Here is a 13,511-nt window from a genome sequence, read left to right on the forward strand (position 1 = left end):
TCGCGCCGCGCGCGAACGGCGACGCACTGCTGCGGTTTCATTTCGAGGCGATCCAGTTCGGCGTGCTTGCCGAAGCGTTCGACAGCGCGTCGATCTTCGACGCGACGCTGCACGGCGAACCGATGCCGCGCCAGCCGGCGCTCGACGGCGTTGCGTCGGCCGGCCGCCGGCGCCGCGTCCAGTCGACGCTGTGCGTGCGCAACGTGATTCCGGCCGGCTTTCTCGCGCCGCGCTACGAAGCCGCGTGCGCGACCGTGCTGTTCTCCGGCACGCTGAGCCCGTTTCACTTCTACCGCGACACGCTCGGCTTGCCCGGCGACACGGGCTGGCTCGACGTCGACGGGCCGTTCCGCGCCGAGCAACTGACGGTGCGCGTCGCGAGCCACGTGTCGACGCGCTGGCGCGACCGCGACCGTTCGCTCGAACCGATCGTCGACCTGATCGCCGCGCAATACGCGACGCGGCCCGGCAACTACCTCGGCTTCCTGAGCAGCTTCGACTACCTGGGGCGCGTGGTCGCGTTGATGCAGACGCGACATCCGGACGTGCCCGTCTGGGCGCAGGCGCCCGGCATGGCCGAAAGCGAGCGCGACGCGTTTCTCGCGCGCTTCGACGCGGGCGGGCGCGGTGTCGGCTTCGCGGTGCTGGGCGGGGCGTTCTCGGAAGGCGTGGACCTGGTCGGCGAGCGGCTGATCGGCGCGTTCATCGCGACGCTCGGGCTGCCGCAGGTCAATGACGTCAACGAGCAGATGCGGCGTGCGATGGACGCGCGTTTCGGCAACGGCTACGACTACATGTACCTGTATCCGGGTTTGCAGAAGGTCGTGCAGGCGGCTGGGCGCGTGATCCGCACCGAGCACGACGAAGGTGTCGTGCACTTGATCGACGACCGTTACCGGCGGCGCGAAGTGCGCGATCTGCTGCCGCGGTGGTGGCGAATCGGGTGAGACGGAAGAAGCGCTGCCGGCAGACGGCCGATTCCGGCAAGTGGGCGCCATCCGTCGCGTAGCGAGATCGGGCGGCCGTGGACGCGGCCTGGGTGGGTGCTGCCGCTACAGCACATTCAGCATCGCGAGCGCGGCTTCCTGCAGGTGCGGCAGGACGCGCCGCACGGCCGCGTCGGTCGTCTCCGCGCCGATCGGCATGTTCGTGCTCAGCGCGGCGACCACTTCGCCGTGACGGTTCTTCAGCGGTACCGCGATCCCGCGCACGCCGACCTGCAATTGCTGTTCGATCGCCGCAAAACCGGCGTCGCGTGCCTGGTCGACCTGTTCGAGCAGACGCGCCTTGTTGGTGATCGTGTGCGGCGTGAACGGCGGCAGTTCGGTGTCGTCGAGCCACGTGCGCACGGCTTCGCGATCGGGATGATGGGCGAGCAGCACCACACCCGGCGACGTGAGCGGCGCCGGCACGCGCGCGCCGAGCACGAAACCGGTCGTCATCACGCGCGACACGCCGTTGCGCGCGATGAACACGAGTTCCCAGCCGTCGAGCACGCTCACGTACGCCGACTCGTTCAGCGACGCGCTCAATTGCTGCAGATAGGGCTGGACCGTGCGCGGCAGGCGCGCCGAATCGAAGTACGACCAGCCGACCCGCAGCACGCGCGGTGTGAGGCCGTACAGCTTGCCGTCGGTGTACACGTAGCCGAGCGATTCGAGCGTCAGCAGATAGCGCCGCGCGGCCGTGCGTGTGAGGCCGGTGCGCGCGGCGGCCTGGGTGGGCGTCATGCGCGCATGCTGGCTGTCGAACGCCTCGAGGATCGCCAGGCCTTTTTCGAGGCCGGCAATCCAGTCGCGTCGGTCGAGTTCGGGCTTTTTCATCGTCGGAAGAGGGCTGAGTGCGCGGTAATCGCGCGCGAATGGGCGATTATCGCGCAGATCGGCTCTGCCGCGACACGCAGCCGGGGCTTGTACGATTCGATGCTGGATGTGTGCCCCGAGCCCGGAACATGACCGTCGACGACAACCGGCGACCCGCCGAACGACCGGATCAGCCTGACGTGCGCGCCTTATGTGGAATACATGCCGAGCGTCTTGTGGCTATTGCGCCGCATTGCAGGGTCGATTGCTCTGGCGAAGCCGCGCTAGAATCGCCGCCTCGACTGGAACAGAACAATGAAAATTCGCGAATCCGTGTTGGCCGTGCTCGTCACGGCCGTGCCGCTGCTTGCCGCGGCGAATCCTTCGTCCGGCACGCCCCTCCCGAAGCCGACCGCCGATGTGCGTGCGTGGCCACGCATGACGTCGCCGACATTCGGCTGCTACGTCGAAACGACCTTCGGCTACCGTGACAAGCGCTTCAATTGCGCGTTGAAGAAGTACCGGAACACCGGTGACGCGTGCAAGAACACGACGGCGTACTACGAGGGCCCGGCGTTCCCCGACCGGCTCGCGGCCAGCGTGCATCCGCTCGCGACGAAGGTCGAGCTGGACTGGGAGCAAGGCAGGCTGCAGATGGTGACCGTCACGCTGAAGGGAACGTGGAACGAAACGGACGTGCGCAAGGCGTTCGGGCTGCCGCGCGCGGAAGGAGGCAAGCTGACCGAAGCGGAGTTGCGGACGGAGCCGGGCAACCTGATGGACACGAGTGTCCAGTATCCGTCGGCCCCGCTCGACCAAAGCCTCGCGAAGCGCCCGAGCAACCCCGCGCGAGGCACGACGGCCGTGATGCTCTACGGGTTCGACCACATGGGCGGTGGCGATGTCGATTGCGGGGGAGGCGAGTAACGCGGGAGGAGGCGGCCGGGTGCGGAGGATGGTACGGCGCCCGGATGACCTACGCCGTACCGTCAGGGTCTTACTCGCTGCTCGTCCACTCGACGTTCGCGCCGACCGAGCGCAGGTTCTCGACGAAGTGCGGGTGCGCGCGGCGGATCGGCAGCGCGTTCATGATTTCCGAGCGGCCTTCGATGCTCGCGGCCACCATCAGCAGCGCGATCGCGACGCGGATGATGTACGGGCTCTCGACGCGCGCCGGTGTCAGTTGCAGCCCGCCGAACGTGATCAGACGATGCGGATCGGACAGCAGCACGTGCGCGCCGAACTTCGACAGTTCGCCGGACCAGCCGAGCGCGCCGTCGTACACCTTGTTCCAGAACATCGCGCTGCCTTCCGCGCGCACGCCGAGCGCGATGAAGATCGGCAGCAGGTCGACCGGCAGGTACGGCCACGGCGCGGCTTCGACCTTGGTGAGGATGTTCTGCGTGAACGGCCGGCGCACGCGCAGCGGGCCGTCGCGTTCCGCGCGCGACCAGCCGTCGCGGTGCGTGACGTTGACGCCGAACTTCGCGAACGTACGGTCGATCAGCGGGAAATGCTCGGGCGACGAGTTGCGCACCGTGATGTCGCCGCCCGTGATCGCGCCGAGCGCGAGGAACGTCGCGATCTCGTGGAAATCCTCGGCGAAGCGGAACTCGCCGCCGCCGAGCTTGCGGCCGCCGGTCACGCAAAGCCGCGAAGTACCGATGCCTTCGATCGCGACGCCGATCATCGCGAGGAACTGGCAGAACTCCTGCACGTGCGGCTCGGACGCGGCGTTCATCAGCGTGGACGTGCCGTTCGCGGTCGTCGCGCACAGCGCGAAGTTTTCCGTGGTCGTCACCGACGCGTAGTCGAGCCAGTGGTCGTTGGCCGTCAGCGGGCCGTCGGTGCGGACGATCAGCGAATCGGGCGTGCGCTCGATGTGCGCGCCGAAGCGTTCGAACACCTCGACGTGCGGATCGATCTCGCGCACGCCGAGCGTGCAGCCCTTCACGTCGTTCTCGAGGCGCGCGACGCCGAAGCGCGCGAGCAGCGGCGGGATCAGCATGATCGACGAGCGCATCGCTTCCGGCAGCCGATGGACGGCCGGATCGAATTTCGTGTTGCGATGGTGGAGTTCGAGCAGGCCGGTAGTGAAGTCGACCGACACGTCGCTGCCGAGCGTGCGGAAGATGTCGAGGATCTTGCGCACGTCGGTGATATCCGGCACGCCGATGAGGCGCAGCGGCTGATCGGTCAACAGGGTGGCGCACAGAATCGGCAGGACGGCGTTCTTGTTCGCGGACGGCTTGATGTCCCCGCGCAGCGGAGTGCCGCCGTGGACGATGAGATTCGACATGATATGGGGGCGTATCGGTGACTGACGTAGGCCCATATGATGCCATTGGTCGGCGGGCGGCGTGGAATGTTCAGAGGGGAAAAGGGGGAATCGGGGTGGGTAGCTGACAGTGTTTGACGTCGCACACGCGAGACGGCGGGCCCATTGCCGGCCACCGTCGCCCGATGTGTGATGGCCGGCCACGCGACGTGCCGGCCATTGGTCAGGCTGTTACTGCGCCGCCCGCATCCGCGCGGCGACCACCAGCGAGATCAGGCAGCCCACCGCGAGATAACCGGCAACAAGGTGCCACGAACCGCCGGCCACGCTGACGAGGCCGACCGCGATGAACGGCGTGAACCCGCCGCCGACCACGCTCGCGAACTGGTAGCCGACGCCCGCGCCGCTATAGCGGTATTCGGCGCCGAACAACTCGGTGAACAGCGGCTGCTGGACGCTCACGACCATGTCGTGCGCGGCATTGGCAAGCAGGATCGAGAAGATCACGATCCACGCGATCGACCGTGCCTCCAGCGCGACGAAGAACGGCACCGCCGATGCGACACCGATCAGCGCGCCGATCAGGTAGATGCGGCGCAGGCCGTAGCGGTCGGCCAGCCACGCGAAACACGGGATCGTCACGCAGCTCACCGCGCCCACCAGCAGGCCGATGTTCAGGAACAGGTCGCGCGACATGCCGAGGTTCGTCGTCGAATAGCTGAGCGCGAACGCGGTGACGATATACATCGTGAACAGTTCGGCGAGGCGCAGCGCGATGATCAGCAGGAATGCCTTCGGATGGCGCGTGAGCGCTTCCAGCACCGGCAGGCGCAGCTTGCGGTTGCCGTGTTCGACCTTCTCGACGAACTCCTGCGATTCGTCCATGTTCTTGCGCACCCACAGCCCGATCAGCACGAGCACGATGCTGAACACGAACGGCAGGCGCCAGCCCCACGACTTGAATGCAGCCTCGCCGAGCGTGTGGCTCAGGATCGACACGATGCCCGTGGCGAGCACGAGGCCGACACCGTAGCCAACCTGCACGCCGCTGCTGTAGAACGCCTTCTTCTGCTTCGGTGCGCTTTCGACGGCCATCAGCGCCGCGCCGCCCCATTCGCCGCCAACCGCGAAACCCTGGATCGCGCGCATCAGCACCAGCAGCACGGGCGCCCACCAGCCGATCGTCGAGAATGCCGGCAGCAGGCCGATCGCGACCGTCGACAGCCCCATCAGCATCACGGTCAGCACCAGCATCCGCTTGCGGCCGAGCCGGTCGCCGTAGTGGCCGAACACGACGCCGCCGAGCGGCCGGAACAGGAAGCCGACGCCGAAGGTCGCGAACGCCGCGAGCGTGCCCATCGTCGGGCTGACTTTCGGGAAGAACTCGGAATTGAATACCAGTGCGGCGACGATCCCGTACAGCAGGAAGTCGTACCAGTCGACAACGGCGCCGACGAAGCTGCCGATCGCGGCCTTGCGGGCCTGGCTGCGTATGCGGGCACTGGCGGCGGCGTCGAGGGTGTCGAAAGTTGGGGTCATGGCGATGTCTCCTGGCACGGCGCATCGAGGAATCGTGGCGGCGCCGCGTCCGATGCTGCATTGAAGTCGATGGGTGAACGGAGAATAGGGCGCGCGCCGCACGGCGGCAATTGGCCAATCGGACAGAATGCGCGATTATCGTTCAAGTCCGTGCGATTATCGAACGCTTTCCGGGTTTGCACTAGGCGGCGTGACGATATCCCGTTTGGCCAGGGTGTGCCGCCGTGAACGAACTGGTTAAAATCTGCAGCATTGATAACTCGCCCGTTCGGGGCGGATGCGTGGGCGCCACCCTGGCCGCGCATGCCGCACGCGACGAGCGCCATCCCCATCGACCGCAAGCCCCCGGAGACTGGAATGCCCGGCAATTCCCACCCCCTGTCCAGCGATACGCCGCCCGTTGCCGATCCGGCTGCCAATCCGCTCGGGATGGCCGGCCTCGAATTCGTCGAATTCGCGGCGCCCATGCCGGAGGCGCTCGCGCAGCGCTTCGAGCAGCTCGGGTTCAAGGCGATCGCGCGGCACGTCAGCAAGAACGTCACGCTGTACCGGCAAGGGCAGATGCATTTCCTGATCAACGCCGAGCCCGATTCGTTCGCCGCGCGCTACGCGGAGGAGTACGGGATGGGCGTCTGCGCGATCGGGCTGCGCGTGGCCAGCGCCCGGCGCGCGTTCGAGCGGGCGATCGAGCTCGGCGCGTGGGCGTTCGAGGGCGAGAAGGTCGGCGTCGGTGAGCTGAAGATTCCGGCGATCCAGGGCATCGGCGATTCGCACCTCTATTTCATCGACCGCTGGCGCGGGCGTGACGGCCAGCGCGGCGGCGTCGGCGATATTTCCATCTTCGACATCGATTTCCGGCCCATCGACATCGCGACCGCGCATACCGATCTCGACTGCGTGGGCGTCGGGCTGCAGCAGGTCGATCATTTCACGCAGACCGTCGGCGTGGGGCGTATGCAGGAGTGGCTGGATTTCTACCACGACCTGCTGCATTTTCGCGAGATCCACGAAATCGACGCGCACTGGCATGTGTCCGAGGAATCGCGTGTGATGGTGTCGCCGTGCGGCGCGGTGCGGATTCCGGTCTATGAGGAAGGCACGCGGCGCACCGAGCTGATGCACGCGTATCTGCCCGACCATCCGGGCGAGGGCGTGCAGCACGTCGCCCTGGCCACCGACGACATCCTCTCCTGCGTCGATGCGCTGCGTGCGAACGGCGTCGAATTCATCGAGCCGCCGGCCCGTTATTACGACGACGTCGACGCACGGCTGCCGGGGCACGGTGTCGATCTCGACGCGCTGCGCCGTCGCGCGGTGCTGGTCGACGGCGAGATCGGCAGCGATGGCGTGCCGCGCCTGTTCTTCCAGACCTTCGTCAAGCGCCGGCCCGGCGAGATCTTCTTCGAAGTCGTGCAGCGCAAGGGGCACCACGGGTTCGGGGAAGGGAATCTCGCAGCGCTCGCCCGCGCGCGCGACGCCGGCTGAGTGACCGCCGGGCCCCGTGTCAGACATCGGGCGTCACGCGTTACACGGCAAGCCTCACGCGCCGGCGGCCGGCACGCGATTCGGCGCGGGGTCGTTCGGTTCGCGCAGCACGCACGCGGTGCCGCCAGGCGTGTACATCGACACGACACAGCGGTTGCACGACGTGCAGCCCGACTGCGAGAGCCGGCCGTCGCGCAGCCCGTTGACGAAATCCGGCTCGAACACGAGCGCGCGTGCAAGTGCCACCGCGTCGAACCCTTCGCGCATCGCCAGCTCGACGTTCCCGCGCGAACGTACGCCGCCGAGGTAAGCGAGCGGCATCCTGACGGCCGCACGCACCTTCTTCGAGTGTTCGAGGAAATACATCTCGCGAAACGCGCCCATCTTCGGCTCGGTGAGCTTCTGCAGCGCCATCGCGGTGCGCACGATCGCGTTGTCGGCATTCGCGCGCGCGTCGCCGGGTAACGGGCTGCCGAACAGTTGCCACACCGATTCGACGTTCATCCCGCCGCTGAGCACGAGCAGGTGCGCGCCTTCGGCTTCGAGCCGCCGCGCGATTTCACAAGCGTCGTCGGCCGTACCACCGCCGCGCACGCCTTCGGTCACGCCGATCTTGCAGACGACGGCGAGGTCGCGGCCCACCGCATCGAGCACGCGGCGCAGCACCTCGACCGGGAACGTGGCACGCCGTGCCGCGTCGCCGCCGTACGCATCGCGGCGGCGGTTGTACAACGGCGACAGGAACTGGCTGAGCAGATAGCCGTGCCCCATGTGGAGCTCGACTGCATCGAAGCCGGCGTCGCGCGCATGGCGTGCGGCCTGCGCGAATTCGTCGGCGATGGCCGACATCTGGTCGCGCGTCATCGCCTGCTTCAGGAAGCGGCCGCTCATCACGCCGACCTTGTTGAAGCCGCCCGATGCGCTCAACGGCCGTCTGGTCGACAGCGACGGCAGGAACGTGAAGCAGCCGCCGTGCGTGATCTGCGCCGATGCGGCGGCGCCGTGGCGATGGACGGCGTCGGTCAGTGCGCGGAACTGGCGCACCGTCGGCACGTCGAGCCGCGCCTGGTCGACGAACGTGCGGCCGTCGTCGCTGATCGCGCAGTACGCGACGGTCGTCAGCGCGGCGCCGCCTTCGGCGATGCGTTCGTGAAAGCGCACGAGCGCGCGCGACGGCACGCCGTTCGGCGTCATGCCCTCATTGGTGGCGGACTTGATCAGGCGGTTGCGCAGCGTCAGCGGGCCGATCTGCAGCGGGCTGAACGCGATGGACAGTTCGGTCGGTTCCATGTCGGGCAGACGTCGGGAATGGGCTTGACGGTCATTGTGCGCAAACCGCACCGGCGCGCATCGTCCAGGTGGATGGCCCGATCCGGTCGAATGAAGCATGAGACGGCGGCCCGTGGCGTTCGGGCATCGGCGACGCTACCGGTTTGCAGAAATGCATCGATCAATGGCATCGTACGAAGCGGCGTGCCGCACACGACAGGACCATCCGGAGAACCGCATGAGCAGCCAGTCAAAGCCGAAGCAGAAGCCGATGCAGAAACGCCTGCCGAAACCCGCCGGGCGTCAGGCGATCCTGACCGAGCAGCGCCGCCGGAAGATGGCGCGTTCGCCTCACGCGTATGTGCGCGGCAATACGGCCCGCTTCTACGAATGGCTCGTCGAAACCAACGGCAGCGCACTGCCGCACGGCCCGTCGATATGGATCTGCGGCGATTGTCATACCGGCAACCTCGGCCCGGTCGCGAATAGCGAAGGGAAGGTCGACGTGCAGATCCGGGATCTCGACCAGACGGTCGTCGGCAATCCCGTTCACGACCTGATCCGCCTCGGGCTGTCGCTGGCGACGGCCGCGCGCGGGTCCGCACTGGCGGGCCTGACGATCGTGCACATGATGGAAGCGATGACGGCCGGTTATGCATCGGCATTCGGCAGCCGCAACGCGAAGCTGCCCGAACGCCCCGAACCGGTGCACCTCGTGATGAAGCAGGCCATGCGCCGCTCGTGGCGGCAACTTGCTGTCGAACGGATCGAAGGGCTCGCGCCGACGATTCCGCTTGGCCGCCGCTTCTGGCCGCTGAGTGCGAAGGAATCCCGTGCGATCGGCAAGCTGTTCGGCGACGATGCGATCGCGACGCTCGCGACAAGCCTCAAGGGCCGCAACGACGGGGGCAAGATCGACGTGCTCGACGCGGCGTACTGGGTGAAGGGCTGCAGTTCGCTTGGACGGCTGCGCTACGCGGTGCTGCTCGACATCGACGGCGACGTCAGCGACGGCGACGACCTGTGTCTGATGGACATCAAGGAGGGCGTGACGGCTGCCGCACCGCGCGACGAAACGGCCGCGATGCCGCGCGACAACGCCGAGCGCGTCGTGGAAGGCGCGCGGCATCTGTCGCCGGCCCTCGGCGAGCGGATGCGGGCCGCGCGCCTGCTCGATCGAGCGGTCGTGATCCGCGAACTGTTGCCGCAGGACCTGAAGCTCGACATCGATCTGCTCGCCGAGGACGATGCGCGCGACGTCGCGCGCTATCTCGGTGCCGTGGTCGGCGCAGCTCACGCACGCCAGATGGACAAACCGACACGCACGGCGTGGCGCACGGAGCTCGGCCGCAACCGCGCGAAGACGATCGATGCACCGATGTGGCTGTGGAACAGCATCGTCCAGCTCGTGAGCAGCCACGAAGCGGGGTATCTGGAGCATTGCCGGCGCTTCGCCGCCGGCGAGTAGCGTGTCGCCGCGAGCGACCGCCGAGACTACCCGGCCGCGCGCAGCTTGAGGCTCTGCCGACGCATGCCGTCGAAGATCGCGTCCGCCAGGTCCGCCGGAAAATCCGCCGGGATCTGCGCGGCGGCTTCGGCGATCGCAGGTTCCGTGCGAGCAACGACGGCCGCCATCGCAGCGCGCACGTCATCTTCGGTCAGGCCGACACGCCGGCCCTGCGCGATCCAGTGGCGCGGCTGGATCTCGTCGATCACGTAGTGCCGGTTCTTCCCGCACACGGCCATTGCGAGCCGCGCGCGGCGCGGCGGAAGCTGGTTGCGGCGCGTGCCGATGATCGGATGCGCGGACAGCATGTCGTACAGCGGCGTGCTGCGGTAGGTGTTGCCGGGCAGGTGCGCGATGCTGAAGTTCTTCGCGTGGCCGTCGATCGCCGCCAGCACCCAGAACACAAGTTGAGCGACGAAGAAACTCATCCGGTCGTGCGCGGCATCGGCCGAATTCGCGAGGATGCCCATGATGGTCTCGATGCCGGGGCCGCCGTCGGATTCATATTTCGTGCCGGCGGGCGTGCCGGTCGCCTGGCACATGTCTTCCTGCGGCAACCGCAGGATCCACGTGCGGTCGCGCGACGGACGCCGGTCGAAGCGCTCGACGATAAGCGCCTTCTGGTCGTCGAACCGGCCGATCGTGCACGGCGCGACCGGCAGGCCGTACGCGGCGACGAGCTTCGAGCACAGCCATTCGTTTTCGACGGACGTCCGCATGTCAGCCTGCATGTTCCCGACGCGTCCGAGCGGCAGCTTGAAGATGTGCGTCGTCGGCGTGCTGCCCAATGGTCGCAGCCAGCGGTTTCCTTGACGCAGCAACGCGGTCTTTTCCTGCGCGCCGGCAATCGACAGGCGCAGGCCGCCCTCAGGCTCCGCGCGGCCGGGCAGCGGCGCAGCGGTCGCTTGGCGCAGTACGTCGGCGACGGCTGCGTTGTCGAGCGTCACGCCGTCGATCGTCTCGAGATCGACGGGTGTTTCGCCGGGCGGCAGCATCTGGATCGCGCCGACGCAATCGCGGCCGATCGACGCGAGCAGTTCGAAAGGTGCCGTCGATCGGAGCCGGTAACGCTGGGCGATGCGACGGCGGATCGGCTCGCTGTCCGGCAGCAGGTTGTCGAAGTAATCGGCGACGATCGCGCCCTGGTGCGGCTGGTTGCCGGGCGTGAAGGGCAGCGACAGCGACAGCGGCCTCCCCTGTGGATCGTCGAGCCATTCAGGCAGGTAGACGAGACGCTCGACGCCGCGCCGGAGTTCCCAGTAGCCGACCGGAATGCCGTTCATCCACAGGTTGAGCCGGTCGAGACGGGCACGCGTGGCCATCGTCACCAGTCCTCCCGCTTCGAAACCCGTGGCTTGCCGGGTGTTGCGGTCGCGGGTCGCTTGCGCTTGGCGCCGGTTGCGGGTTTGGCTGGATTTTGAGCGGGCGTGGTGCCGCGCACCGTATTCTGCGTGCGTTTGCTCGCGGCCGGTTTGCGCACCGCCGGTGCGGCATCGGGCGCGGGAACAGGATCGACCGATGCCGCTGACACGTCCTGCTTGCCCAGGGCGAGCGTCATGTGAACGCCGAGCGTGTTCAGCACCTTGAAGAGCCGCTCGATGCTGACCGCCGACGGGTTGGCCTCGAGTTGCGCGTAGGATTGCTGCGTGACGCCCAGGCGGGCGGCCAGTTGCGCCTGCGTGAGGCCCGCGGCCTTCCGGAAGCCGACGAGTATCGGACGCAACTGGGTCAGGGTCTGGACAGGAAAGGCCATCGGGCGCTCCGCAGGGTGACAGGCGATCGCTTGTAATCTGAAAATACAGTCTATGGCATGTATTGTACAAATACAAACTATGGGCTGTATTGGATAAAAACAAACGATAGCCTGTCAAGCGAAAACCCGCCAGCCATCCCGCGTCAACGCATCACGCCACCCGCAACGGGCTCGCGTGCGCACCCCGCGCGCTTTCCGGATCGTCGTCGCCGAGCGGAATGAACGCCATGATCTCGAGGTCGTGCCCCGACAGCGCAGGCAGCCGGAACGGACTCGACAGCACGTTCAGCCGCCGCACGCCGAGCTCGCGCAGGATTTGCGAGCCGATCCCCGTCACGCGTCCGTCCCGGCGCGCATGGCTGGCCGGCATTCGCATCGCGTCACCGCGCATGTCGCAGTCGAGCAGCACGGCGACCCCGCAGCCGGCCGCGTCGATCCGTTGCAGCGCGGCATGCAGCGGCCACGAATGCGCGGACGGCTCCGCATCGAGCAGGTCGAGCAGCGAATGGCATTCGTGCACGCGCGTCAGCACGGGCGTCGACGGATCGGGCTCGCCGCGCACGAGCGCGAGATGCGGTGCGCCGTGCACGGTGTCGCGATACTCGATCGCGCGGAATCGTCCCCAAGGCGTATGCAGCGGTCGCTCGCCGACGCGTTCGACGAGCGATTCGTGTTCGCGTCGGTAATGGATCAGGTCGGCGATCGTGCCGATCTTCAGCCCGTGATGCGCGGCGAACGTCTTCAGCTCGGGCAGCCGCGCCATCGTGCCGTCGTCGTTCATCACCTCGCAGATCACCGATGCGGGCGTGAGCCCGGCGAGCGCCGCGAGATCGCAGCCGGCCTCGGTGTGCCCCGCACGCACGAGCACGCCGCCCGGGCGCGCGGCGATCGGGAACACGTGGCCCGGTTGCACGAGATCGTCCGGGCGGGCGCCGGCCCGCACCGCCGCACGGATCGTATGAGCGCGATCGGCCGCCGAAATGCCGGTCGTCACGCCTTCGGCCGCCTCGATGCTGACGGTGAACGCGGTACCGAACGGCGTGCCGTTGTGATCGGCCATCGGCGGCAGCTTCAGTTGCTCGCAGCGCTCGGCAGTCAGCGTCAGGCAGATCAACCCGCGCCCGAAGCGCGCCATGAAATTGATCGCGTCGGGCGTCACGTGGTCGGCGGCGATCACGAGATCGCCTTCGTTCTCGCGATCCTCTTCGTCGACGAGCAGGACCATTCGGCCCGCACGCAACTCTTCGACGATCTCAAGCGTGCCGGCGAGTGTCATGGTGCCTCCGTCGCGTCGAACGCGCGGCGCAGCGCGTCGGCGCCGAAGGTCAGCACGCGGTCGGCTGCATCGACGGCGCCGAGCATGCTCGCGAAACCGTGAAGCTGGCCCGGCCAGCGCACGAGCGTCACCGGTGTACCGGCCTGCGCGAGACGCAGCGCATACGCTTCGGCCTCGTCGCGCAGCGGATCGAATTCGGCGCTGACGATCGTCGTCGGCGCCGCGCCCGCGACGTCCTGCACGGCGAGCGGGCTGGCAAGCGGCGACGCGCGATCGGCGCCGTCGTCGAAATAGTGGTGCTTGAACCAGCGCATCATGTCCGCCGTCAGGAAATAGCCGTTGCCGAGCGTTTCGTACGACGGATGCTCGGTCGCGCAATCGACGACCGGATACAGCAGCAACTGGTGCGCGATCGCGATGCCCGAGCCGCGCAACTGCAGCGCGGCGACCGCCGCAAGATTGCCGCCGGCGCTGTCGCCGGCCACCGCCACGACGTCGCTTCCGCCCAGCTCACCCGCGTTCGCGATCACCCATCGGGTCGCGGCAATCGCGTCGTCCGCCGCGGCCGGATACGGATGCTCGGGCGCCAGCCGGTAATCCAC

12 protein-coding genes are annotated in these 13,511 nt (G+C 67.6%); 4 read left to right on the top strand and 8 right to left on the bottom strand.

Features of this window, described 5'->3' with window-relative positions; genetic code table 11:
• Nucleotides 1–947: ATP-dependent DNA helicase (locus G3N99_RS22720; protein WP_206123529.1), on the top strand; the 947-nt coding region annotated here is incomplete at its 5' end.
• 105 nt (nt 948–1,052) lie between these two features.
• Here G3N99_RS22720 and G3N99_RS22725 read toward each other — a convergent pair.
• Nucleotides 1,053–1,823: an IclR family transcriptional regulator C-terminal domain-containing protein gene (locus G3N99_RS22725; RefSeq protein WP_174935308.1), complete on the bottom strand. Its 771-nt coding sequence runs from the start codon at nt 1,821–1,823 to the stop codon at nt 1,053–1,055.
• A 294-nt stretch (nt 1,824–2,117) separates the two neighbouring features.
• Between G3N99_RS22725 and G3N99_RS22730 the strand changes: the two genes are divergently transcribed.
• Nucleotides 2,118–2,729, top strand: a complete 612-nt coding sequence (locus G3N99_RS22730) for a hypothetical protein (RefSeq protein ID WP_206123530.1) — start codon at nt 2,118–2,120, stop codon at nt 2,727–2,729.
• 70 nt (nt 2,730–2,799) lie between these two features.
• Here G3N99_RS22730 and G3N99_RS22735 read toward each other — a convergent pair whose 3' ends face one another.
• Together G3N99_RS22735 and shiA are read right to left on the bottom strand one after the other, a co-directional pair.
• Entirely contained in the window at nt 2,800–4,101 is a 1,302-nt protein-coding gene (locus G3N99_RS22735) for a UDP-N-acetylglucosamine 1-carboxyvinyltransferase (protein WP_060359039.1), read from the bottom strand.
• Nucleotides 4,102–4,311: 210 nt separating this feature from the next.
• Nucleotides 4,312–5,619 (bottom strand): shikimate transporter, encoded by a 1,308-nt coding sequence (shiA, locus tag G3N99_RS22740; protein ID WP_174935297.1) that lies wholly within the window; start codon nt 5,617–5,619, stop codon nt 4,312–4,314.
• 357 nt (nt 5,620–5,976) lie between these two features.
• Between shiA and G3N99_RS22745 the strand changes: the two genes are divergently transcribed.
• The gene (locus G3N99_RS22745; RefSeq protein WP_206123531.1) at nt 5,977–7,104 is read left to right on the top strand and encodes a VOC family protein; all 1,128 of its coding nucleotides are present in this window, start codon (nt 5,977–5,979) and stop codon (nt 7,102–7,104) included.
• 54 nt (nt 7,105–7,158) lie between these two features.
• On the opposite strand, the gene G3N99_RS22750 is transcribed toward G3N99_RS22745, so the two are convergent.
• Complete coding sequence (locus G3N99_RS22750) at nt 7,159–8,394, bottom strand: NADH:flavin oxidoreductase (RefSeq protein ID WP_206123532.1); 1,236 nt, start codon at nt 8,392–8,394, stop codon at nt 7,159–7,161.
• 217 nt (nt 8,395–8,611) lie between these two features.
• Here G3N99_RS22750 and G3N99_RS22755 point away from each other — a divergent pair, with 217 nt between their 5' ends.
• Complete coding sequence (locus tag G3N99_RS22755; RefSeq protein WP_206123533.1) at nt 8,612–9,841, top strand: DUF2252 family protein; 1,230 nt, start codon at nt 8,612–8,614, stop codon at nt 9,839–9,841.
• A gap of 26 nt (nt 9,842–9,867) precedes the next feature.
• Here the strand turns inward: G3N99_RS22755 and G3N99_RS22760 are convergent, their stop codons facing one another.
• From G3N99_RS22760 to G3N99_RS22775, 4 genes are all read right to left on the bottom strand, one after another.
• Entirely contained in the window at nt 9,868–11,202 is a 1,335-nt protein-coding gene (locus tag G3N99_RS22760; protein WP_206123534.1) for a type II toxin-antitoxin system HipA family toxin, read from the bottom strand.
• 2 nt (nt 11,203–11,204) lie between these two features.
• Nucleotides 11,205–11,633 (bottom strand): helix-turn-helix transcriptional regulator, encoded by a 429-nt coding sequence (locus G3N99_RS22765; RefSeq protein WP_206123535.1) that lies wholly within the window; start codon nt 11,631–11,633, stop codon nt 11,205–11,207.
• A 151-nt stretch (nt 11,634–11,784) separates the two neighbouring features.
• Entirely contained in the window at nt 11,785–12,909 is a 1,125-nt protein-coding gene (gene ribBA / locus G3N99_RS22770; RefSeq protein ID WP_174985138.1) for a bifunctional 3,4-dihydroxy-2-butanone-4-phosphate synthase/GTP cyclohydrolase II, read from the bottom strand.
• Nucleotides 12,906–13,511: alpha/beta hydrolase (locus G3N99_RS22775; protein WP_206123536.1), on the bottom strand; the 606-nt coding region annotated here is incomplete at its 5' end. The genes ribBA and G3N99_RS22775, both read right to left, overlap by 4 nt.

Origin of the sequence: Burkholderia sp. Ac-20392 (assembly GCF_017104585.1) — a bacterium.
Lineage (GTDB): Bacteria > Pseudomonadota > Gammaproteobacteria > Burkholderiales > Burkholderiaceae > Burkholderia > Burkholderia lata.

What these genes read in the sequence shown, in the direction of transcription:
- G3N99_RS22760 (WP_206123534.1), bottom strand. Translation starts at nt 11,202, where the DNA reads ATGGCCACGCGTGCCCGTCTCGACCGGCTCAACCTGTGGATGAACGGC.
- G3N99_RS22725 (WP_174935308.1), bottom strand. Translation starts at nt 1,823, where the DNA reads ATGAAAAAGCCCGAACTCGACCGACGCGACTGGATTGCCGGCCTCGAA.
- G3N99_RS22730 (WP_206123530.1), top strand. Translation starts at nt 2,118, where the DNA reads ATGAAAATTCGCGAATCCGTGTTGGCCGTGCTCGTCACGGCCGTGCCG.
- G3N99_RS22745 (WP_206123531.1), top strand. Translation starts at nt 5,977, where the DNA reads ATGCCCGGCAATTCCCACCCCCTGTCCAGCGATACGCCGCCCGTTGCC.
- G3N99_RS22750 (WP_206123532.1), bottom strand. Translation starts at nt 8,394, where the DNA reads ATGGAACCGACCGAACTGTCCATCGCGTTCAGCCCGCTGCAGATCGGC.
- ribBA (WP_174985138.1), bottom strand. Translation starts at nt 12,909, where the DNA reads ATGACACTCGCCGGCACGCTTGAGATCGTCGAAGAGTTGCGTGCGGGC.
- shiA (WP_174935297.1), bottom strand. Translation starts at nt 5,619, where the DNA reads ATGACCCCAACTTTCGACACCCTCGACGCCGCCGCCAGTGCCCGCATA.
- G3N99_RS22735 (WP_060359039.1), bottom strand. Translation starts at nt 4,101, where the DNA reads ATGTCGAATCTCATCGTCCACGGCGGCACTCCGCTGCGCGGGGACATC.
- G3N99_RS22765 (WP_206123535.1), bottom strand. Translation starts at nt 11,633, where the DNA reads ATGGCCTTTCCTGTCCAGACCCTGACCCAGTTGCGTCCGATACTCGTC.
- G3N99_RS22755 (WP_206123533.1), top strand. Translation starts at nt 8,612, where the DNA reads ATGAGCAGCCAGTCAAAGCCGAAGCAGAAGCCGATGCAGAAACGCCTG.